19 protein-coding genes and 1 pseudogene are annotated in these 20,893 nt (G+C 67.1%); 10 read left to right on the top strand and 10 right to left on the bottom strand.

Features of this window, described 5'->3' with window-relative positions:
- Positions 1–648 precede the first annotated feature (648 nt).
- Positions 649–1,437: a DUF6461 domain-containing protein gene (locus C1J01_RS12900; protein WP_111179180.1), complete on the top strand. Its 789-nt coding sequence runs from the start codon at positions 649–651 to the stop codon at positions 1,435–1,437.
- Positions 1,438–2,767: 1,330 nt separating this feature from the next.
- Entirely contained in the window at positions 2,768–3,289 is a 522-nt protein-coding gene (locus tag C1J01_RS12895; protein WP_220039884.1) for an SMI1/KNR4 family protein, read from the top strand.
- 131 nt (positions 3,290–3,420) lie between these two features.
- Here the strand turns inward: C1J01_RS12895 and C1J01_RS49095 are convergent, their stop codons facing one another.
- Together C1J01_RS49095 and C1J01_RS53730 are read right to left on the bottom strand one after the other, a co-directional pair.
- Positions 3,421–4,518, bottom strand: coding sequence for a hypothetical protein (locus C1J01_RS49095; RefSeq protein WP_146615578.1), 1,098 nt, complete (start codon positions 4,516–4,518; stop codon positions 3,421–3,423).
- Positions 4,515–4,997 (bottom strand): LamG-like jellyroll fold domain-containing protein, encoded by a 483-nt coding sequence (locus C1J01_RS53730; RefSeq protein ID WP_369122757.1) that lies wholly within the window; start codon positions 4,995–4,997, stop codon positions 4,515–4,517. The genes C1J01_RS49095 and C1J01_RS53730 overlap by 4 nt, the downstream gene beginning before the upstream one ends.
- A gap of 147 nt (positions 4,998–5,144) precedes the next feature.
- Between C1J01_RS53730 and C1J01_RS12885 the strand changes: the two genes are divergently transcribed.
- Both C1J01_RS12885 and C1J01_RS12880 read left to right on the top strand, forming a co-directional pair.
- A complete protein-coding gene (locus C1J01_RS12885; protein WP_111179178.1) occupies positions 5,145–6,581 on the top strand; it encodes a hypothetical protein in 1,437 nt (478 codons plus the stop codon).
- A gap of 242 nt (positions 6,582–6,823) precedes the next feature.
- A pseudogene (locus C1J01_RS12880) lies at positions 6,824–7,630 on the top strand (IS5 family transposase).
- Here the strand turns inward: C1J01_RS12880 and C1J01_RS49795 are convergent.
- A complete protein-coding gene (locus C1J01_RS49795) occupies positions 7,614–7,760 on the bottom strand; it encodes a hypothetical protein (RefSeq protein WP_181448726.1) in 147 nt (48 codons plus the stop codon). The pseudogene C1J01_RS12880 and the gene C1J01_RS49795 sit on opposite strands and share 17 nt — an antisense overlap.
- Before the next feature lie 541 nt (positions 7,761–8,301).
- Here C1J01_RS49795 and C1J01_RS53035 point away from each other — a divergent pair.
- Positions 8,302–8,427, top strand: a complete 126-nt coding sequence (locus tag C1J01_RS53035; RefSeq protein WP_268958662.1) for a hypothetical protein — start codon at positions 8,302–8,304, stop codon at positions 8,425–8,427.
- Between the two features lie 587 nt (positions 8,428–9,014).
- On the opposite strand, the gene C1J01_RS12870 is transcribed toward C1J01_RS53035, so the two are convergent.
- From C1J01_RS12870 to C1J01_RS12860, 3 genes are all read right to left on the bottom strand, one after another.
- Positions 9,015–9,335 (bottom strand): site-specific integrase, encoded by a 321-nt coding sequence (locus C1J01_RS12870; RefSeq protein WP_220039883.1) that lies wholly within the window; start codon positions 9,333–9,335, stop codon positions 9,015–9,017.
- Between the two features lie 528 nt (positions 9,336–9,863).
- Positions 9,864–10,511: a response regulator transcription factor gene (locus tag C1J01_RS12865; protein WP_111179176.1), complete on the bottom strand. Its 648-nt coding sequence runs from the start codon at positions 10,509–10,511 to the stop codon at positions 9,864–9,866.
- On the bottom strand, positions 10,496–11,755 hold the full coding sequence (locus C1J01_RS12860; protein ID WP_111179175.1) for a sensor histidine kinase: 1,260 nt from the start codon (positions 11,753–11,755) through the stop codon (positions 10,496–10,498). Before C1J01_RS12860 ends, C1J01_RS12865 begins: the two co-directional genes overlap by 16 nt.
- 152 nt (positions 11,756–11,907) lie before the next feature.
- Between C1J01_RS12860 and C1J01_RS12855 the strand changes: the two genes are divergently transcribed.
- Entirely contained in the window at positions 11,908–12,315 is a 408-nt protein-coding gene (locus C1J01_RS12855) for a hypothetical protein (protein WP_111179174.1), read from the top strand.
- Positions 12,316–12,863: 548 nt separating this feature from the next.
- On the opposite strand, the gene C1J01_RS12850 is transcribed toward C1J01_RS12855, so the two are convergent.
- Positions 12,864–15,956 (bottom strand): AfsR/SARP family transcriptional regulator, encoded by a 3,093-nt coding sequence (locus C1J01_RS12850; RefSeq protein ID WP_111179173.1) that lies wholly within the window; start codon positions 15,954–15,956, stop codon positions 12,864–12,866.
- Positions 15,957–16,018: 62 nt separating this feature from the next.
- On the opposite strand from C1J01_RS12850, the gene C1J01_RS53030 reads away from it, so the two are divergent.
- The 4 genes from C1J01_RS53030 to C1J01_RS53725 all read left to right on the top strand — a co-directional run bounded on the left by C1J01_RS53030 (position 16,019) and on the right by C1J01_RS53725 (position 18,732).
- On the top strand, positions 16,019–16,144 hold the full coding sequence (locus C1J01_RS53030) for a hypothetical protein (protein ID WP_268958661.1): 126 nt from the start codon (positions 16,019–16,021) through the stop codon (positions 16,142–16,144).
- Positions 16,145–16,173: 29 nt separating this feature from the next.
- Positions 16,174–16,593: a hypothetical protein gene (locus C1J01_RS49090; protein WP_146615577.1), complete on the top strand. Its 420-nt coding sequence runs from the start codon at positions 16,174–16,176 to the stop codon at positions 16,591–16,593.
- A 959-nt stretch (positions 16,594–17,552) separates the two neighbouring features.
- Positions 17,553–17,960 (top strand): hypothetical protein, encoded by a 408-nt coding sequence (locus tag C1J01_RS49085; protein WP_146615576.1) that lies wholly within the window; start codon positions 17,553–17,555, stop codon positions 17,958–17,960.
- 115 nt (positions 17,961–18,075) lie between these two features.
- Complete coding sequence (locus C1J01_RS53725) at positions 18,076–18,732, top strand: tyrosine-type recombinase/integrase (protein WP_220039886.1); 657 nt, start codon at positions 18,076–18,078, stop codon at positions 18,730–18,732.
- 213 nt (positions 18,733–18,945) lie between these two features.
- On the opposite strand, the gene C1J01_RS12835 is transcribed toward C1J01_RS53725, so the two are convergent.
- The 3 genes from C1J01_RS12835 to C1J01_RS12830 form a co-directional block, all read right to left on the bottom strand.
- Positions 18,946–19,977 (bottom strand): recombinase family protein, encoded by a 1,032-nt coding sequence (locus C1J01_RS12835; RefSeq protein ID WP_235854405.1) that lies wholly within the window; start codon positions 19,975–19,977, stop codon positions 18,946–18,948.
- A gap of 62 nt (positions 19,978–20,039) precedes the next feature.
- The gene (locus tag C1J01_RS49080) at positions 20,040–20,237 is read right to left on the bottom strand and encodes a hypothetical protein (RefSeq protein ID WP_146615575.1); all 198 of its coding nucleotides are present in this window, start codon (positions 20,235–20,237) and stop codon (positions 20,040–20,042) included.
- Positions 20,234–20,833 (bottom strand): TetR/AcrR family transcriptional regulator, encoded by a 600-nt coding sequence (locus C1J01_RS12830; protein WP_111179171.1) that lies wholly within the window; start codon positions 20,831–20,833, stop codon positions 20,234–20,236. The genes C1J01_RS49080 and C1J01_RS12830 overlap by 4 nt, the downstream gene beginning before the upstream one ends.
- Between the last annotated feature and the right edge of the window lie 60 nt (positions 20,834–20,893).

Raw genomic sequence — 20,893 nt, 5'->3', positions numbered from 1 at the left:
TCGACGGCAACCCCCACGACGGCAACGGCGCCGACGTGGCCGGACAAGGCACCGTCGACACCGGCGGCTGGACCCAGACCCTGCTGTCCACCCAACCCGCCACCGTCACCGTCGGCTGAAACACCCGCACTGGTAGCCGTGCTTCCCGCCCGGAAAGCCGGGCAGCACGGCTACCGTCGTTTCCGTAGCTGACCGACGTCTTCCACATCGAGACCGCCGAAGGGCGGGCGTGAGCGACCGCGCTCCTCACCCGCCTGTCCGAGGCTCTTGATCAGGCGGGCGCATCAGGCGGGCGCGTGGAGACCGGCGACGTGGCGGCGCTACCTGGAGACCCGGGCCGGCCGGATGCGGCCATGGCGCCGGTGACGTCGAGCCGGCTCTCTTAGCGGAGATCCGACGGACCGTCGCCCGCGGCTACGGCAGGATTGGGGAGGACTGGAACGAGTGGCGGCGCGATCCCCTCTACCTCTGGATCGAGAACGAGCGCAAGAACGCCACGATGCTCCTCCGGCAAGCGAAGACCGCGACCAAGAAGGACGCCTGGTTCCCCGGTCTGGGAGAGGACTACCCCCCCGGGCCGACCTGCCATGAGACGTTCACGAGCTGGAGCAGCAGACGAACGTCGAACGCGTCGGTAAGTTTCTGATCATGTCCGATGCCGACTTCACCCCCCTCCGCGTCACCTACCGGGCGCCCAAGCTCGGCCGCACTCAAATCCAGGACTGGGCGAGAGCGAACGGCTACCTGGTCAGTGAGCGTGGACCGGAAGCTCCAGAAATCACCGAGGCCTTCTTCGCTGCCCATCCCGAGATCCTTGAGCAGGCGAGAACGTTCGAGATGGTCCGCGCCACCGCGAGAACCCCCGGCGCGTCGCCGGAGGATTATGAGTGGCAGGACAGCGAACTCGGGGACATCTACACGATCGTCTTCGTCCGCGGACTCGACGAGCACGAGGTGCTGCGCCGGCTCGGCGCCGCGGACGAGGACATCCGCATGATCGAAGATGGGGACCGCACCTATCCGGAAGGATCTTGGATCATCACCGTGGTGCGTATCGGGGAGTGGACCATCGCGATTGAGGACTGCGGCTGGCGCGGCCTGCAACTGGAGGTCTTGGGCGCCCTGTCGCGCGACGGCGGGGAGGCCCTGGCGGTGCACCGGCATGACTACGCCCAGCACCAGGTCACCTATGCCGTCGACGGCCAGCTCATTACCGACATCAACCCAAGGTTTCCCATAGACAGGCAGGGCACGGATCCCGACCGGCTCAATCGTCACCTCCGTGAGCTGGGCATCGATCCGGCCGCCGACGACAGCATCGACAATCCCATCCCGGCGGCCCTGGCACTCGCCAGCCGGATCACCGGCGTCATGCTCACCCCACAACACCTTCGCCGTCCGATCCTCGGCGCTGCCATTCCCGGCGCCTACTTCTGACCCGACAGGGACGTCGAGGCGTGCGGGTCTCTGACGGAGTTGCGCGCGGCGGGCCGGGCGTTCAATACCAAGAAGCCCGCCAGGCAGTCTCGCGGGGGATGGATATCTGGTTCCTCAGCCCCATTCCATGATCACACGCCAACTGATTTGAGACATTCAGCCAGACGCGCCATGATCGTTGAGACATTCACATTCATGTTGTCTCAAATCAGTTGGCGCGCCGCAGGTCAGCGACCAGGTCTCACGCCAACTCATTTGAGACAGGACAGTCAGTAGGAATCTGCATCGGGGGTCAGTTCGCAGGTAGACCGCTAAGCTGGCCATGTGACGCGCAGCCGGGATGTCAGCGGAAACGCTGAGCTACGCAGATCTTTGACAGCCGCAACGGTGCAATTCTGCCTTTGAGCTGGGGCGGCGATGGTAGACACCCGAGCCTGCCAGGCGCGGACTTTATGACAGCGGCCGCGTTGCCCTCTGGTCCCGAACGAGTTCATGGATGTTTCGCCCCCTGACCAGTGCCCACCGGTAAGGCTTTCCTCGCCGGAAGCAGCTATGCCCGGGCCGGTTTCGTCAGTCGCCTCCAGGACGCGGCCACCATGAGGTTGTTCGTGTGGAGGGCAATTCGAACTTCCCTGATCGTCCAGGCGATCACACCTCGAGGAGTGGGCACGGTCGGGCCGCACGGTCACAGATCTGCGCCGCTCGTTGCCAACGCACTGCGTTTTGTCTGCCGTTGTTCTGCGTCACTAACACCGCCCAGCCTTCAGCTCCTCCGCCAGTCGCGGCTGCTAGCGTGGACGGCATAAGCCCCGGGATCGTCTCTGACTTCACGCGTCCCGGGGCACCGCTGTTCTGGGGCCCCTCGCTGCTGGCTCGCGGTGGTCCCGCTACCGTGCCCTCGCGGCCGAGCGTGTGGAGCCTGCCGAGCGACCAGCAGGAGCCCGTCCAGCGTGTCACCGCGCTTATGTACGCCTGGCGGCGCAACCCGTGGCCCGGTGCGGAGGACTCCCGAGGAGTTCGTGGCCGTGCCCGGGTTGCCGACCCTGGAGGGACAGTAGGTCCTGATCGCACAGATGCAGCGTCATGGACAACATGACCGGGTCGGTGACGGTGGCGCCGCCGATGGCCTTGCCGTTCTTGACTCAGCGGCGTGGTGCCTGCCGGCGCAAAACGGGACACCCTGGACCCAGCAAAGCCGGCGGAGGATGCGGCCGAGCGTCTGGTCTTTCTCACGCTGGAGGGTGGTGGCCCAACAACATCACCGTGATCGTCATCGACGTGAGGTAACCGCTGGTTCACACCTCGAACTGTCACGGCCATAGCACTGCAGGTGCAGCAGTCACTCAAGCGGGATATCTTCTTCACCATGAGTGCCCAATACGCATGGTCTGGACATTTCCCTGCAAGGCATCCGGCGACCGACAGTTCTCGATACTCAGCGATCAGTCCACTCGGCGAGCTGTATCCTCCGGCTACCGAGGCAGAGGTGACCCAGCTTGAAGAGCGGGTGGGCCTGGAGTTGCCGCCGAGTTACAGGCAGTTCCTTCTGTTCGCTAACGGGTGGGGTAGCGACGATGAATGCTGCTTGCTGCGCACTGAAGAGGTCGGCTGGCTTCGTGAGGTCGATCCTTTGGAGGCCGAGATCTGGTCAGGACCTAAGGCGGACTCGTGGAGTGTGCCCGACGAGCTCTACCTTGTGTATGGGCCCGAGCAGGAATCCGGCCACTTTAGAAGGGAGTATGTGCCGGACACCCTTCTGATCGGATACTGGGATGACGGGGTCGCCCTCCTCAATCCCCACGTCAGAACCTCCGAAGTGAGTGGGAAGCCTGGTATCTCGCACCATGGCTAGCCGGCGCTATTCGGTTTAAGTCCTTCTGGGACCTCGCAGCATATGAGTTGAAGACCGACTGATACCCGACGCCTGTCAAGTCCACTGGCGTGGACAGAGTAACAGTAAAGTCCTGTGAATATCATCGCAGTTCAGGTCCTGCCAGCGGACCTTAGGGGCGATGTATTTTTCCCAATCGTAGTACTTGCAATAGTTGGACGCCTTGTCATCCGGCCTACTTTCCCTGTTCCGGGCTCGGTGAATGAACGTCTCGAGAACACAAGCCGGTTGGCTTTGTTGTCGTCGGCGCTGGTAGTTCTGTGCAACGGTTTGCCTGCATCGCTACCGGCAGGAGCCGCCCAGTTGCCTGGGATGCTTTTGGGCAGCTTAGTGCCGAGGACATCTTTGATCGGCGGGTTCGGAACCTCGAGCTGCCCTTCGCGTTTAGGGGGATTAGTCCTCTTGTTTGTTGCGGGGTTGAGGGAGTCCTTGATGTGCTGGGCCACCTCTGGATGTCTCGCGCCGCTCTCCGTGGACATGAAGAACACGGGTTTCGACCTGGTATTGATACAGCCGCCGGCTCGGTCCTCAACCTGCGAGTTAGTGGCGCCGAATGCGAGCTTGTCGCAGCGGAAGTGGGGCATCCACCGCTTCCAGCCCACGGGCACACCGTCACCCTCGCGTGCGACGCCGACCCACTCGCTCCTGACGTCAATGACGTTCTGGCTGAAGAGGGGCAGGCGCAACCACTGCAGGCCAGAGTCGGTATAAAACACGACTTCCGGGTGGAGCGCGCAGGTGCGTACGCTCGAACTAGCGATATTCGCTTGAAGCTTGAAGATATCGTACGAGCTGGATTGCCAGGTGGAGATATCCTTCTTTTTCTCTCCGTCGCTAGTTGTGCAGCCCTTCGGGATGTATAGCCTCGTTGTAATGGGCATACCGCTCAATTGGCTGCCAGGCTTTACCGCCCACCCATTTTCATCGATAAGTGCGAAATCATCGAGCTGGATGAACATCTTCATGTCCGTCGGCTTGATGCCGGATTCTCCACCCACCACACCGGTCCCGGTCGCATCTCCGAGATAGCTGTGGATGACTACTGTGGCCCGGAAGCGGAGGGCGAGGTCTTCATCGAACGCCTCACCCATCTGCTTGCAGCCCCATTTGAGGACAGGATTCTTGAACGCGCTTTTACAACCAGCTTTGAACCATGTGCCGGTTGACTCATCCTCTACGTAGTCGTTCACTTGCATGTAGGAGGACCAGCAGGAGTTGTACGGCAGCTCGCGGATACGCGCATCATACTCGCCATACCCGGTTTCGCTTCCGCTGACCTGGCATGTTTGCAGGTTGATGCGGTCGTAACTGAAGGCACCAGTTGCAGCCGCACCCTGGGTAGGCTCCCTGCCATCGCCGCCCCGATCCATAGCGGGGCCTGAACGTTCCAGGAGGGGAAGGACAACTGCGCTGTCCCGGCCTGTACCCCGTTCAGGTACAAGGTGGCCGTCCGGGTGGCCGCGTCGTACACGCCGGCCAGGTGGAACCATGCGTCGACCGGCGGCTCGACTCCGGACAGGACACCCTCGACCGTCGCATTGGTGGCGTCGGCGCCGGTGAAGGTGAACACCAGACCATGCTCGGCGGTGTTGCCGAGCTTGAACGGCGTCTGGTGGGCGCCCTTCTGTTCGAGAACGGTGTAGTCGCCGTCCTTGTCGCTCCAGCGCAGCCAAGGAGCTGTACGCGAAGGTTCCGGACGCGGGCGCTGGCGACAGACCTGCAGTGCGCCCCCCAGCCGGCCGCAGGTCGTAAGGAATGCGCGACACCAACCGTGACCTGAACAACCTCTGATGTCACCCTCCGTAGCGTGTCAGGCATGGACGAAGTCACGGCCGGGCGCGCGCGGGCGTGGATCGGCGCGCACCGCGCGCACCTGGCGCTGGCGCTCGTGGCGGGCGGCTACACGGCGCTTCAGCTGGCGCTGACTGTCAGGATCGGGCTCGGCTGGGACGAGAGTGTGTACCTCAGCCAGGTGGCCCGCGGCGTTCCCGCCGCCGAGTACACCGCGCCCCGCGCCCGCGGAGTCCAGCTGCTCGCGGCCCCCATCGCTGTGCTCACCCCGTCGGTGACCGCCATCCGCGTCTATCTCAGCCTGCTGTCGGGCCTGGCGCTGTTCCTGGCCTACCTGCCGTGGCTCCGGCTGCGGACCGGGGTGGTGGCGCCGCTCGCCGCCGCCCTGTTCGCCGGCCTGTGGTTGTCGCTGCTCTACGCCAACGCGGCCATGCCCAACATGTGGGTCGCCTACAGCGGCGTCGCCGGCGTCGGCCTGGCCTGCCTGGCCGAGACCCGGCCCCAGCCACGCGCGGCGACGGCCGGGGTGGTGGCGGCTTTCGCGCTGGCGTCGCTGCTGCGCCCGATGGACGCGACCTGGCTGGCGCTGCCCCTGCTCGCGTACGGGATCGCGCGCCGGCGCCCGCGCCCGCTGCTGGCCACGGCGGCCGGACTCGCGATCGGCTGGGGGGAGTGGCTGGCCGAGGCGCTGTGGACGTTCGGCGGGCCGCTGGCGCGCCTGCACGCGGCGGGCGCCGAGAACGCCACCGGCCTGCACTTCAGCCTGCCCGACCACCTACGCGCCCTGAACGGCCCCCTGCTGTGCCGCTTCGGCACCGACTGCGGAGGAGTGCCGCTCACGCAGGCCGCCTGGTTCGCGGCCGTGCCGGTGCTCGCGGCGCTCGGCGTGGCCGCGGCCCGGCGGCGCGCCGTCGTGGCGGCCCTGGCCTGCGGCCTGTCGCTCGCCGTCTCCTACCTGTTCACCGTCGGCTACGCCGCCCCGCGTTTCCTGCTGCCCGCCTACGCCCTGCTCGCACTGCCCGTCGCGGCGGGTGTCACCCGGCTGTGCCGGCGGCGGGCCGGCGCGGTGCTCGCTTTCATCGGCCTGCTCGGCTACTTCGCCGTGCAGGTCAGGACCTTGGTAGTGGAGGGCGGCGACGTCTACGCCGCCCGCGCTGCCGCGCCCGCCGTCGCCGCCCGGCTCAAACGGGCGGGCATGCGCCCGCCGTGCTTCCTGTACGGCCGCGACGCCCTGCAGATCGGCTACCTCACCGGCTGCGCCGCCCACGGCGTCTACCGCCACTACGGCGGAACCGTGTCCGTGCCGTCCTCCATCACGGCCGCTCTCGGCCGGCGTGAATGGGTCGGCGTGCTCACCACGACACAGCGGCCCCCCGCCCCCTTCCTCACCACCTGGACCCCGCTCGACCTGGGTCTGGTCAAGGGCAAGAGGTGGCGCGTGTACGTGCCCCCGCCAACTTGAGCGCCGCCAGCCAGCGAGCCGATGTGGGACGATTGCTCTCCCCTGACACGGAAGGCGGTCGCAGGAGGGATGGCCGTGGTCCCGAAGGCCTTTCGTAAACCGGGGGCCGGCATTTGCGGTTGTCAGACGCCGGGCGTCCTCGGGTAGAACGGGATGCCATGCATAAGAGCGCCTAACGGAATGATCTTTGTTGTGCTTTGATCTCTCGCTGTAGCCGAGCGGGAGGGGCACGGGTGGCCAAGCTGAAGCCGTGGGAGGTCAGTGACGAACTGCGGGCGGTGATCGAGCCGCTTGTGCCGCAGCGTCAGCGCCGGTTCCGGCATCCGGGACGCAAACGGCTGGATGACCGGCTGGCGTTGCAGGGCATCTTGTTCGTGCTGCACACCGGGATCGCCTGGGAGCACCTGCCGCAGGAACTCGGCTACGGCTCGGGCATGACGTGCTGGCGGCGGCTGGCCGAGTGGAACGCCTCCGGCGTGTGGCAGCGGCTGCATGAGGTGCTGCTCGATCGGCTGAGGGCAGCCGACGCCCTCGACTTCTCCCGAGCTGCAGTGGACTCCTCGCAGATCAGAGCGCTAAAAGGGGGCCGCAGACCGGCCCGTCCCCGGTCGATCGAGGGCGGGCCGGCAGCAAGCATCACCTGATCACCGAGGCCACCGGCATTCCGCTCGCGGTGATCCTGACCGGTGCCAACCGCAACGACGTCACGCAGCTGCGCCCGCTGCTGAAGGCCATCCCGAAGGTGCGCGGCAAGCGCGGCCGACCCCGCCAGCGTCCCGACGCGGTGCTCGCCGACCGCGGCTACGACCACGACAAGTACCGCCGCCTGGTCCGAGAGTTGCGGATCCGCCCGCTGATCGCCCGCCGCGGCACCGAGCACGGGCTCCGGCCTGGGCAAACAACGCCGGGTCGTCGAGCAGACCTTCGCCCTGCTGCACGCCTTCCGGCGCTTACACATCCGCTGGGAAGTCCGCGCCGACATCCACGAGGCCTTCCTCAAGCTGGCGTGCGCACTCATCTGCTGGCGGCGTCTCACTTCATTGCGTTAGCTCCGGCGGTGGCCTCCTCCCACAGGTAGGCCGTCCGCCAGCAGCAGTAGAGCATGGAGAGCTCCTCGATGACGTCCCAGTGGCGCATCCAGCATGGCAGGATGGCGCGCTGGGCGGTGGCCAGGCGCACAGCACCTGCATCAGCCGGTCGCCGAGCTCGGCAAGCCGATCGGCCTTATCGACGTGGGACATGCGCAGCCAGGACCACGGTCGTGGTGGCGGCTCGGACTTCGCGGCCTTGCTCGGGGGCGGGGCGGCGGCCAGGCCGGCCACGACGCCAGGGAGTTGCTCGAGTTCGGCGGCGAGGTCGGCGATGATCTCGGCGCTCGCATCACCGCCCTGGCCGCTGCCGATGGACGAAACGGCACCAACAACTCGACAGGCATTTAATTCGGTTGTGCCATATCCGGGAATCGGCAAGGCTCCCGTCAGACCCGCACCGCACAGCGGGATCCGCGGACCACCCCGGGCGCGCCTCCCCCGGCTTCACCCCCAAGAAGGCGACCCTGCACATCAACACCATCCTGGTCGCCGAGGACGGCGTTGAAGGCAAGCTGGAGGGGGTACTACGCCGCTAAGCAATCAACGCCACCGAGCTTGCCCTGGCTAACATCGCCAGCGGAGAGCTCATCGGCTCCTCGGGCATCGCTGACCCGACGATCGACACCCTCGTGACGAAGTCCGGAAGGACGACGCAGACCACGTTCGGCGTCGTCGACAGGGTCGGCCTGACCGAGTCCCCCATCGTGCCCGATCCCACCAGGCCGGCGCCGGGCCGGGACTCGGGCTCCGTCTGATTCCGGGTCGATGACTCGATCTCACTGGGCCTGGACTACGCGGGCGAGAGGGATCCGGAACCGGCGGCCGAACGGGTCTGGGCAATGAAGATGGTGCGTGTCCCGGCGTTCCTGCCGAACAAAGACTGCACGCACGGCCCCTACCTCGGCACCCACGGCATCTTCTCCGATGTCACTGGCGACGGACGCGCGGACGCAGCACCGGGCCGGCGTGAGGAGGCCGGCGCAGACGGGACCCACGCGCGAACCCGCCCGTGACGCACCATCCCCGACGACCTCTTCCAGCACCCCTACTCTCCCGGACCGGTACCGGGTGATGCGTTGCGGCGTAGGGCTGACCAGCGGCCTCGTTACCCAGCATGAACCAGTGATCGACCTGTCCACCAGCGTGGACCCTACTGACACCTCGTGCAGATTCACTGACACCGACTGCAGAGTGTCCTGGTCCAGCCGCTGACATCTCGTTGCAGATTCCCAGTTGCCCCCGGAGCGTTACCTGCTGCGCGAGCGTTTCCACGCGGACGACCAGCGCTGAGACTGGGCGACGCCGTGTGGCCTTCTGGCCTCGGTAGTCGCCTTTTGACCGGTCAGAGCCCCACGTTACGCATGGCGTTGTCGCGCCAGCGGTCCACGGCCCGGATGTAGCGCAAGACCACGGGTGAGGCCGGGGCCCAGCGGCCGTGCTTGGCGATGACGGCGACCGGGACGCCGGCGGCGTAGGCGACGGTGGCGCCGCCCGCGCGCAGGCTGTGCGCGGTGATGGTCTCCGCACTGGGCACGCCGGCGCGGACGGCCAGGTCGCGGACGATGACGTTGACCGCGTCGGCGCCCAGGGAGGAACCGACGGTGCCGTGCCGGTTGATTCGGCGCAGCAGCCTGTCAGAAGTGTGTCCGGCCTGGTCGAGCAATGAAGCCAGTCGCGCCAGGCGGCGACCGGATCGGTGAGCGGATGGGTGCCGCGCGGGATGGCGATGATCTCGCCGGTGGAGTCCTTGTCGGTCTTGGAGGTGCGGATGGTCACCTCCAGCCCGTCGGCGACCTCGCGCACGTCCCAAACCTGGTGAACGAGTCAGGCACCACCTGATCAACCCCTGACACCCTCGACCTGGAAGAACCATGATCGTGGCCGCCGCTCCGCTTTCGCGGGCCGCTGCCGCGCCGGATTGTTGATCACCATGCTTTCGATCCGGTCCGTCAGCTCCGCCAGTATGGCCTGCCAGTATCGAAGAGATCCCTTTCCGGACAACCGTGGCCGGCGGGCCTGCCCTTGAGGTCAGCGCCAGCGTAACGATTTCGCCGCCGCCTGGCCGGGCGGCGGGTGGCCAAGAACCAGTCCAGCGCGACGGCCTGGATGCCGACGACAGCGAGGGCGGGGCCGTGGCTGGGGCCGTGATCGGCGGGTATGAGTGGGGCCGGTGAACGTGCCAGGCGCCCGGTCAAGCGTTGTTCAGATAGGCCAGGACGGCGCGCACGCGGCGGTTACTGTCTTCGTCGTCGACGATGCCCAACTTGCCGAACATGGAGGTCGTGTACTTACTGATGGCGCTGTCGCTGAGGAAAAGGCGGCGGCCGATGGCCTGGTTGGACAGTCCTTCGGCCATGAGAGCCAGCACGGCGTGCTCGCGTTCGGTGAGCCGCTCGAGTCCGCGGCTTGGGGAGCTGCTGGACAGCAGCTTGGCGATGACGGCCGGGTCCATGGCGGTCCCGCCGTCCGCGACGCGCTCCAGGGCGCCGATGAACTGGTCGGCGTCGAACACGCTGTCCTTCAGCAGGTAGCCGACACCGCCGGAGCCGTCGGCCAGCAGCTCCCGGGCGTACAGCTGCTCCACGTGCTGGGAGAGGATGAGGACCGGCAGCCCGGGCATCTCGGCACGGGCGGCGAGGGCCGCGCGCAGGCCCTCGTCGGACTGGTTCGGCGGCATGCGGACGTCGATGACGGACACATCCGGGCGCCATCTCCGTAGCGCCTCCAGCGTCTCGGGGCCCGTGGCCGCCGTGGCCACCACCTGGTGCCCGTACGCTTCGATCAGGCGGACCATCCCCTCGCGCAGGAGGTAAAGGTCTTCGGCTACAACGAGTCGCATGGCAGTGCCATTCTCACACGGGTCGGACCGCCCGGCGGGCTGCTGATCTCCAGGGTGCCGTCGAAGACCGCAAGGCGGCGGCGCAGACCGGCGAGTCCGCCGTCGGCGCGCACATTGGCACCGCCCCGCCCATCGTCCTCGACCTCGACGATGAGGCCGGCGTCGTCCCGGGCGAGGGAGATACGCGCCCGGGACGCCTGGGCGTGTTTGACCGCGTTGGTCAGCAGCTCGGCGACGCCGAAATAGACGGCGGCCTCGATCGGCGGGTCCAGGCGCAGGCCGACGTCGGCGCTGACGGCCACGTCGAGGGGGACGTCCAAAGCCAGGGCGCGGACGGCGTCGACGAGCCCCCGCTCGTTCAGCACCGGCGGGCTGATCCCCCTGACCAGTTCGCGAAGCTCGGTCAGCGAGGCGGCGGCACCGCCCCGCGCTTCCCGCATCAGCGCCTTCGCCTGGTCGGGGTCGGTCTCCATCAGTTTCTCCGCGGTCGCCAACGCGAGTCCGAGCGCGACCAGGCGGGCCTGCGCCCCGTCGTGCAGGTCCCGTTCGATCCGGCGGATCTCGGCGGCCTGCGCGACCGTCGCGTCCGCGCGCTGGGCGGTCAGTTCCTCCACCCGCTCGGTCATCGCCATCGCGCGCGACGGGCGCAGGAAGCGGACAGCCACTGGCACGAGCAGCCGCCAGGCGTACGGGGCTGTGGCGATGGCCACGACCAAGCCGAGTACCCCGAAGAGGCGCGCGGCGAGTACCCCCTGGCCAAGCCCGAGGACCGCCGCGACCACTCCAGCCGGCGGAACGGACGCCACCACGCCCGCGGCGAACGGCGCGATCCCGGTGAACCGCACGTCACGCCAGACGGCGGGATCCTTCCACCGGACCCGCCATTTTTGATCCAGGACGGCGTCGCGGCGGCTGCGCTCGTAGGAGAAGCCGTTCCACCAGTACCCGGTGGACATCCGCACCACCGGCCCGGCCTCCCGGTAGCCGGCGGGGATGAAGGTGCCCGTCCACCTCGCCACCAGGACGCGGACCAGCCGGCAGACCGGTCGGGACAGACCGAGGGTGCCCACGCACACCAGCACGAACGGCCCCAGCCACGACCATGGATTCCCCGCACCCCACCAGATGGCCCACGCCACGGCCACGGCCCACACGGCCGGGACCAGCATGGTGACGACCGCCACCACGCACGACCGCACGAACCCCACGCCGACGCGCCCCGCCCAGATACCCAACTGCCGCATGCCTCTTCCTTCGCCTGTCGGTTCGGTGCTTCCACTGTGCACCGCGCGGAGCACGCCACTGCCCTGGCCGGCCAAGGAGTGGGGCTGGCCCCACCCTCCCGTGTGCCTGGACCGATACCGCCTCGGCCAAGCGCTTCGTAGCGTCGCTGAGCATGGAATCCAACAACCCCCGCATCCAAGGGGCCTTCGACACGGCGAAGAACAGCATCAAGGTTTACGGCGCACTCAGCGCCATCGCCCTCCTGGCGGTCATCGTGGTGTCGAGCAGCGGTCATATGGTGAACACGTTCATGTGGGTCCGGGCAGCCCTGCTGCCTGCGGTCGCCGTGCTGATCTACCGGATGACCGTCTCCGCTTCCCGGGGATCTCGCCGGGCCTTCGAGCGCGTGAACGCCCTCACCGTCATCATGCCGATCGCGATCACCGGCGTCGACCTGATCCCGGGGATTTGCCCGCTTTGGTACGCCGTGATGCAGGTCGTCTGCATGCTGCCCGTCATCCGGGTCGCGTTCATCACCCGCGGCTCCGCACTGCGCGCCGCCTTCCCCAAAATGCGCTGATCGGGCGTCGAGCGCGTTTCTCCACCTTCAGTGACGCCTCTCCACCCTCGGTGGGCGCCACCCCGTCCCACGTGGACGGCGCCTGCCGCTCCAGGGCAAGGTGCGGTGCCCTTCTCGCAGATGGCCCATGGGTCATGGGACGAGCAGGCACAGAGCCAGGGCGTTGGGACGATGGGCTTTTCGACAGGCGCGGTAGAGACGGCGGACGTTCGGGTTGCATCCCGATCGGGGTGAAGACTTTCCAAGTCTCCACCCCGATCCGCTAATGGTCGACAAGGTTTGTCGGTGGCCGGAGCCAGGCCGGCAGCGCTGGCGAGCACGCCCGGGACTCAACCAGAGTGAGTCATTCTCACAGATGACGCCGGGACAAAGCGATCCACTGACGACAAACCGCTCGGGGCTCCCTCTTGCACCATAAGCGCAGGTCAGCGATGGGTTCGTTGGATGTTCCGCGATTGCTACCGGGACCTCTACCACCCCGGCACCCCTCGCCGACCTGAGGCCCTGGGCCTATCGAGAATTCCCGGCCGGATATGACCACGGCCCCGTTACGGCCGGCTGGTGCTCACGTGATCTAGGGCGGCGAGATGTCCTCGTACATGGTCGGCGTCGGGCACGTCGAGATCGGCGTAGCGCGTGATTGCCTGCTCGTAGTGATGGCGGGCGCGAGTGGGGTCGCCCAGGGCTTGATGGGCCTGGCCAAGGCCGGCGTGGGCGCGGGCCTGCTCATCCACGGCGCCGTTGTCGTCGGCGATGGTGAGGGCGGCGCTGTGGTGGGTGACGGCGTCGGCGTGGTGCCCGGCGGCGTACGCGGCTTCGCCGAGGCCGTTGAGCGCTATGCCCTGTCCTTCGTGGTCGCCGTCCTCAAGGAACAAGGTGTGAGCCTGCTGGAGGAACCCGAGGGCATCGTCGTGTTTTCCCAGGCCCAGGTAGTTGACGCCGAGGTTGGCCAGCGCTATGCCCTCACCGGTCCGGTCGCCGGTATCCCGGTACAGGTCCACGGCTTGCCGGTGGTGGTCAACCGCTCGGTCGTAGCTGCGCTGCCGATGCTCGACGCACCCGAGTATGTCGAGTGCGTCGGCTTCGCTGAGACGGTCGCCGGTCTGCCGGCCCAGAAGAAGGGCTTGCCGGAGGTGGTGGGTGGCCTCGCCGTAGTGTCCTTGGCGCATCTCGACCGCGCCGAGTTTGACCAGCGCGCGGGACTCGCCGAGATGATCGCCGGTACGCCGGTAAAGCTCGAGGGCTTGACGGCAGTATTCGGTGGCTCGGCTGTAGCGGCCCCGGCTGTCCTCCGCACCACCGAGGTTGTTCAGGGCGCGCGCTTCACCGATGGGGTCGCCGACCTGGCGGAAGAGATCCAAAGCCGGTTCGAGGTGATCGGTGGCCTGTTCGTAGCGCCCGGACTTCAGGTAGGTACTTCCGAGGCCGTGGAGTGCGTGTGCCTGTCCGGCCTTGTCTCCGGCCTGCCGGGTGGCATCCAGGGCGTGCCGGTGGATGGTCAGTGCGTCGATGTTGTGGCCGGCTTCGAAGTAACGGAACAGGGTGGTGGACAGCCGGCTGGTGTGGCTGGGCCAGCCATGGGCGGCGGTGTGGGCGGCCACCGCGATCAGGGTTGGCTGTTCGGCCTCCAGCCAGCCGCGGGCGGCGCCCGGGTCGGCCAGGTCCGGGACGGGGGTCGCGGGCGCGGGGATCCGGGGCCTGCGGTGGATTTCGGCCGGGTACAGCGTGTCCATGGCGGCCGCGGAGGTGGCCAGATAGTAGTCGAACAGCCGCTCCAGCGCGGCCCCGCGCTGTCCGTCCCCGTCACAGGCCGCGCTCAGGTCGGCGGCGTAGGTGCGTAGCAGGTCGTGCATGCCGTACCGGCCGGCGCCGGCATGGTGCACGAGGTTGGCACGGGCGAGCGTGTCCAGGGCGCGGCGCGCCTCCGGCAACGAGCTGCCGGCCAGCGCGGCGGCGTTGTAGGTGTCGAAGCCGGATCCGGGATGCAGGCCGAGCAGCCGGAACACGCGAGCGGTCTCGGCGGAGAGGTGCCGCACGGACCAGGAGAAGACCGTGGCCACGGCCGCGCGAGGATCACCACCGGCGTCCAGCAGGTCCAGCCGCCACTGGAGGTCGGCCAGTTCGGCGACGAGCTCGGCCAAGCGGGTCAGGGGACGGGAGACGGCCAGTTCGGCGGCGACCCTCAGAGCCAGCGGCAGACGGACGCACTGCTGGGCGAGAGTCGCGACGGCGTCGGGATCGGTGTCGGCCCGCGGGCCGATCAGGGTGCGCAGCAGGGCAACCGCCTCGTCCTGCGTAAGCAGGTCGAGTTCGACACGGCGGGCGCCGTGTGTCGCGATCAGCCCGGCGAGGCTGTCGCGACTGGTCACCACGACCGCGCACGTCCCGGTGCCGGGCAGCAGCGGGCGGACTTGCTCGACCGAGGAGGCGTTGTCCAGCAGGATGAACATACGCCGATCGGCGATCTTGCTGCGGTAGAGGGTCGATCGCTCGTCCACCTCCAGGGGAATCTCCGCTTCGGGCACGCCCAGGACGCTAAGGAACCGGGTCAGCGCGTCGCCTGCGGTCATCGGCTGATCGGGGTCGTAGCCGCGCAGGTTGACATACAACTGCCCATCAGGGAACCGGGGACGCACCCGGTGCCCGAATCGAATCGCCAGGGCGGTTTTGCCCACACCGGCGGTACCCGACACGGCCGAGATCACCACCGCCGGCGATCCGGCGGCGAGCGTCCCGGTAACCGTCAGCGATGTGCTCTCCTCATCGAGAAGATCATCGAGCTGGGCTAGTTCAGCTTCGCGGCCGATGAAGCCCGGCACGTCGGCAGGCAACTGCGCTGGCACGCCGGGCGTGGAGTGTGGAGAAGGGTGCGATGATGTCGCTGGTGGCGGAAGGTCAACCTCGTCACGGAGAATCGCCTGGTGCAGCTCGCGTAAGGCAGGACCGGGGTCTAGACCGAGCTGGTCGGCCATCCGGTCACGCGTCCGGGCGTATGCCTCCAGCGCGTCACCGGCGCGTCCGTCCCGGTGCAGGGCGAGCATGTAGCCGCCGACTAGGCGTTCCCTGAGCGGGTGTTCGCCGGTCAGTCGTGCAAGCTCGGGGATGAGTTCGTGATGGCGGCCCAGTTCCAGGCCGACCGCCACGGATTCCTCGACGGCGTATAAGCGCAGCTCGTCCAGATCGGCGCAGATCCGCTGCCGCAGTTGCTCGCCGGCGGCATTGTGCAGCGCCGGACCGGCCCACAGGGCGAGCGCCTCTCGTAGCATCTGATCCCGCTCACTCAACTCGGGGGTGGCGGCCGCGATCTCGAGCAGGCGACGGAACTGGTGCACATCGACCATGTCCGGAGACACCATCAGCCGGTAGCCGCCCCGGTCGGATACCAACGTCACTGCGGGCTCCGCCTCGCCGGCCTCGGCCAGCAGCGCGCGTATCCGCGAGGCCATGCTGCGCAGAAACTGACGCGCCCGCTCGGGCGGGTCGTCCTGCCACAGCAGGCTGCACAGCCGCTCGACCGACACCACCCGGCCCGCCTCCAGCAGCAGGATTCCCAGCAGACAACGCTCCTGCCGGCGCACCAGGCTCAGCACCCGGCCATCATCAGCGTGCACCTCGACTGGACCGAGCACCCGGAACCGCATAGCCATACTCCTAACGGCCGCTGCCAATGCTTTGCCAACCCTAACGGCAACTCGAAGGTTGCATGCTTAGTGCACGGACCGGAAACGCCACCGACGCCGGGCTCATCCATCTCAGCTTGGACGGCATCATCATCGCCACCGACCGCTGCGCCGAAAAGACCACCGACGTCCGAGGTCACCTGCCGTGACTCTTCTGGCTACCAAAAGTAGGGATCATATGAGACTGACGCGGATCAAGTCGGCAGCTGCCATCGGCAGCCTGGCAACGGCGCTCTTTCTAGCACCGTCGACGCCAGCACAGGCAGCCGCCAGTTGCACCAACGGCACCCAGACAGACATTGGGTACACCATCCTTTCCGGCGGATACATCAAAGGTTCGGCCAGCTACACAAGCTGCCCGGATCGGCCGATATCCCGGGCCGAGATTTGGATACGCAGAAACGGTGGCCGGCTGTTTGCCACAGAGGTTGAGATCAAGGGCATTGCTACACCATCGAGCCGGTCCTTTTCACCCAAGGATCGTATTTGCCAAAACCCGAGGATCACGAGCAAATACGACACTTTCGTGGTCTTCTACCATTCAGACGGCGGAAAGACGGAGTTGCGCTCGAACTCGATCACCGTTCCGTGCGAGTAGCTTCCCCGAAACCTGAGTCACGTCCATACCTCCGAATAGCGGAGGAACATAATTCTATGAGGTGCAACGGGGCCCCTTTGAGGGTAACCAGCCGTACCGTTCCCACCATGGAAATCGCCTGGAGTGCCCCAGCAGCAGACTAGTGCCTGCCTGATCCGGACGGCTGGGTGTGCTGAGAGTCTTACACCCGAATCACTGCGCATCGGAACGGCACAAGGGTGCCGAAAAGTATCGGAACAACGCGACGGCTGAAGAGTGCCGGGAAATCCACATTGCAACAGCCGCGTTACACGAAGTTTCGCAATCAGGGAAGGATTATCTGTGCGGAAGACCGTTGCTCACCTAGGCGTACTTGCCCTTTCGCTTGGGATTGCGATCGTAGGGCAGGTCCAGCCAGCTAGTGCGGCCATCAACTGCAGTAGCGGTACCAAGATGGACATCGGGTACACAATCAAGGATGGCGCATACATCAAGGGGTCGGCGAGCTATACCAGCTGCCCGAACCGCGCGATCCAGTCAGCCGAAATTGTACTCCAGACAAAGATTGCGCTTGGCGGCTGGAGTGACGTGAGTCAAACTCGTGTCACGATATCAGGGATCGTCACGCCTTCTCAGAAGTCGTACTCCTTCAAGGATCTTCCTTGCAGGGCGGACACCATGATGGATTGGCGGGATTGGCGTGCGAAGGCCGTCTGGAAGCACACCTCGGGCACTACTACTAAGTACTCGAATGTATTGCGGACAGTAGCGGACTGCCGGCCATAAGAGCCGAAGGATCTCGGGCCAAGCTGAATCTCGTAGAAGCCCTGACGTTGCAGGACGTCCGCGCGGTTGACCGCCGAGGCGGTCACGTCGATGAGGAGGTCAGGTTGGTCCCAGCGACGAGCACTCACGGCGCCAGCGCGGCAAGGTGCCGAGACGCAACCCCCAACACCCCTTCAGTTATAGGAGAGTAGCAAGTGAAACATCTCAAGAAGGTTACCGCAGTTATTGGTGCGGCGGGAATTGTAGCCAGCGGCGTCTTAGGCGCCGCCCCAGCACAAGCCGCAGGTTCCGTCATCGACATTGGCTACACCATCGTCGATGGGCGGTACATCAAGGGGTCAGGCAGCATGACGAACAACGGCGACTATACCAACGTTTGTGTGGTAATCATGGGAAAAAAGAACTCGAGCGGCTACTCGGACTACACGATGGCTTGTCGCACCAACCAGGGCTCCGCGACGTGGAGCGCTCCGGATGTGTTCGCCGGGAACCTGGAGGCACGTTCCTGCTATGAGTTCTACACTCGAATTAGTGCTTACAAGAATGGCACTCGCGTGGCCAACAAGAACTCGAATCACGTCAAGGTAGGCACCTGCGGGTAGATTCAGTGGTTGTAGGCGGCTGGAGGGCCTCCCTGTAGTCCCGGGGAAATCTTGGTCGGATTTCGCTGACCTGCGCTGATGCGGGCAGCGGCCAGCCGCCACCTGGAACCGCCACCTGTCCGCGCTGGTCTCCTTCACCACCTGGGCCCAGCGCCAGGACCTGCTGGCCACCAACCCCGCCCGGCGGCTGGAGCGCCGCAAGGCCACGCGCCGCGGCGACCGCGCCATCCCCGCCGCCCGCCTGGACAGCCTGTTCACCGACCCCAAGCACGCCCTGCGCGAACGCCTGCTGTGGCGGCTGCTGTACGACACCGGCCGCCAGAGCAGAGGAACTCCTCACCCTCAACGTCGAGGACCTCGACCTGGAGTTCCGCCGCGCCCGCGTCGTCTCCAAGGGCGGCGCCATCGAATACGTGCACTGGGCCACCCCAACAGCTCGGCTACTGCCTCGCCTGCTGACCGGCCGCACCCGCGGGCCGGTGTTCTCTGTCCCGACACCGGACGAGGCCGCCTGTCCTACCCGCGCGCCGAATATCTGTTCAAGATCGCCTCAGCCGAGTTCGACCCGCATCGGCAGGGCTGGACCCCGCACCAGCTTCGCCACAGCGCGCTCCAGCATCTGGCCGAAGCCGGACGCACCGCGCCCGAACTGCAGGCCCAGTTCCGCCACCAGCACCTGGCCAGCCTCGGCCGCTACGTCCACCTGGGCGAGGAGACCTCCGCCCGCATCACCGCCGAAGCCGACCCCGTCCAGCGCCGCCGCCCCCGCTGACCATCCCGCTGGCGGCGTCGCGATCCCGCTCGCTCCACAGCGGCCGCCGGCCCTGGCCATACCTGAACTCCGGCCTCTCATCGCTCATGGCCCACACCGTAAGCGAACAGCGACCTCCCGTCCCGAGGAACGACATCAGTGCAGGTCAGCGAAATCCGACCAAAATTTCCCCGGGACTACAGGGAGGCCGGTAAGGCAAGCGGGCGAGGCCGGTCAGCCCGCAGCAGGCGCCGCTGCAGCGCCGGCGTCGTGGTCGCGCAGCATGCGTAGGACGGTGGCCGGGAACGGGGGCCGGCCCTTCTTCTTGCCCTTGGTGATGACGAGCCTCGCCGCGATGTCGCGCAGGCTGAGGTTCTGCTCGCGCAGGTGCAGGGCCATGGACAACATGGCCTCGTCGGTCACAGCGGCGCCGCCGATGGTCTTGCCGCGAGCGCGCGCCGATTCGTGGCCTTCCAGGGTGCGGTCGCGAATGTACTCGCGCTCCATCCCGGACAGCGCGGCGAGCACGGTGAACACCACCCCGGACGGGTCGTGCGAGCCCTGCAGCTCGCCGGTGAGGAATTCCAGGCCGATGCTGGCGGCGCGCAGCTGCTCGGCCAGGGCGGCCAGGTCGAGGCCGCGGCCGAGCCGTTTGTGCTCGTGCACCACGAGGGTGACCGCGACCCCGGCCGAGCGGAGCTCGCGGGCCAGGGCGACGGCCTTGTCGAGTTCGGGGCGGGTGGTGGCGCGGGTGGAGATCTTCTCGGAGAAGACGCGGGTGACGCCGGCGGCCTGAGCGACCCAGGCTTGCCCGTCGACGAGCCAGACCACCCGCTCACGGTCGACGGCCAGATGCTGCGGCGCCTGCCCGAGAGCAGCGACGGTTCGTGAACCCTTGGAAGCGGCGTCGTAGACCTCGAACGTTCCTCGCTCGCCCCAGACCAGCACCGCTGTGACGCTGATCGCCGCCAGCGGCCTGGAGCGCGCCGGCATGGTGAACACCGCCTGCGGCCACACCCGTTCGACCGCGTTTCCCTCCGGCTGCGCCGGCCTTGGCTCAGCCGTGTCCACAATGACTTGCGGTGCAGGCCAGGCGACCATCGCGCCCCATCCGAGAGCCACCGCGCAGACCGCCGTGAGCGCTCCCTGCGCCTTCCGGCGCCTCCGGCGCCGCCGCTTGGCCATCACGCCGGGCAGTACATCCTGGTTCTCGGCTCGATCGGCGATGGTACGCAACGCCTGGGCCAGCTGTTCCTCGGTTGTCATCAGCTGAGCGTCGGTTCAGGGAACCGATCAGGAGGTCGCGCGAACACGGAGTTGGGTGAGGGTCAGTCGGTGGTTGACCGCCACGGTGCATGGGGCTCGGTACGGCGGGCGTCGGCGCGGACGCTCAGGGCGTAGAGGGGACGGTCGTTGCCGGGCGCGGTGCCGAGGTAGAGGTGGCCGGTCAGATGGCACCAGGCCGGGGAGCGGCCGGACCAGAGCTGATCTTGTCCCCACCTGCCCCCGTGTCCGGGACAGGTCACGTACTCCTGAACAGCCGGTCCAGCTGCACGTCGATCGCGGCGAGCACGTCCTGGGGCTCGATCACGTCGAGTTCGATCAGGGTGGTGAAGCCGGTGAGGGCGAGGAGCAGGTTGGTCTCGGTCGCCGGGTCACGGCCGGAGTCGATGTGCCCGTCGGCGATCGCCTGGCGGACCAGCTGCTCGACGAGGGCCCGCCCTTGGACGAGGCCGCGGCGCGCCTGCTCGTGCACGGCCTCGTCGTGCAGCGCCTCCAGGACGTAGGCGGCGCTCATCCGGCTGGTCGCGCGGGCGTCGGCATGCAGGGGGAGCATTTCCGCGAGCGTCAGTCGCAGCACGTCACGGGGGTGCGGACGGTCACCGAGCTTCTCGAGGCCCTGGCTGACGCGCAGCGAGGTCTGCTCGGACGCGAAGTCCATGGCGAAGGAGAGCATGGCGGCCCGGGAGGCGAAATAGTGCTGCAACTGCCCGAGTGACATGCCCGCCTCCTGCGCCACCACGCGCATCGTCAGCTGTGTGACACCGCGCTGCTCCACCACCCGCCACAGCGCGCGGGCGATCGCTTCGCGGCGTCCGCGGTGATCCACCTGTTTCGGCATCGCCGGCCCCTCCCTCGTACCCCGGGACTGTTCCAATACAGTTGACATAATACATCTGAC

This window comes from Nonomuraea aridisoli (assembly GCF_003236395.1).
GTDB classification, from domain to species: domain Bacteria; phylum Actinomycetota; class Actinomycetes; order Streptosporangiales; family Streptosporangiaceae; genus Nonomuraea; species Nonomuraea aridisoli.
The sequence above is the reverse complement of the archived record's forward strand: the minus strand, read 5'-3'. Positions and strand labels throughout refer to the sequence as shown.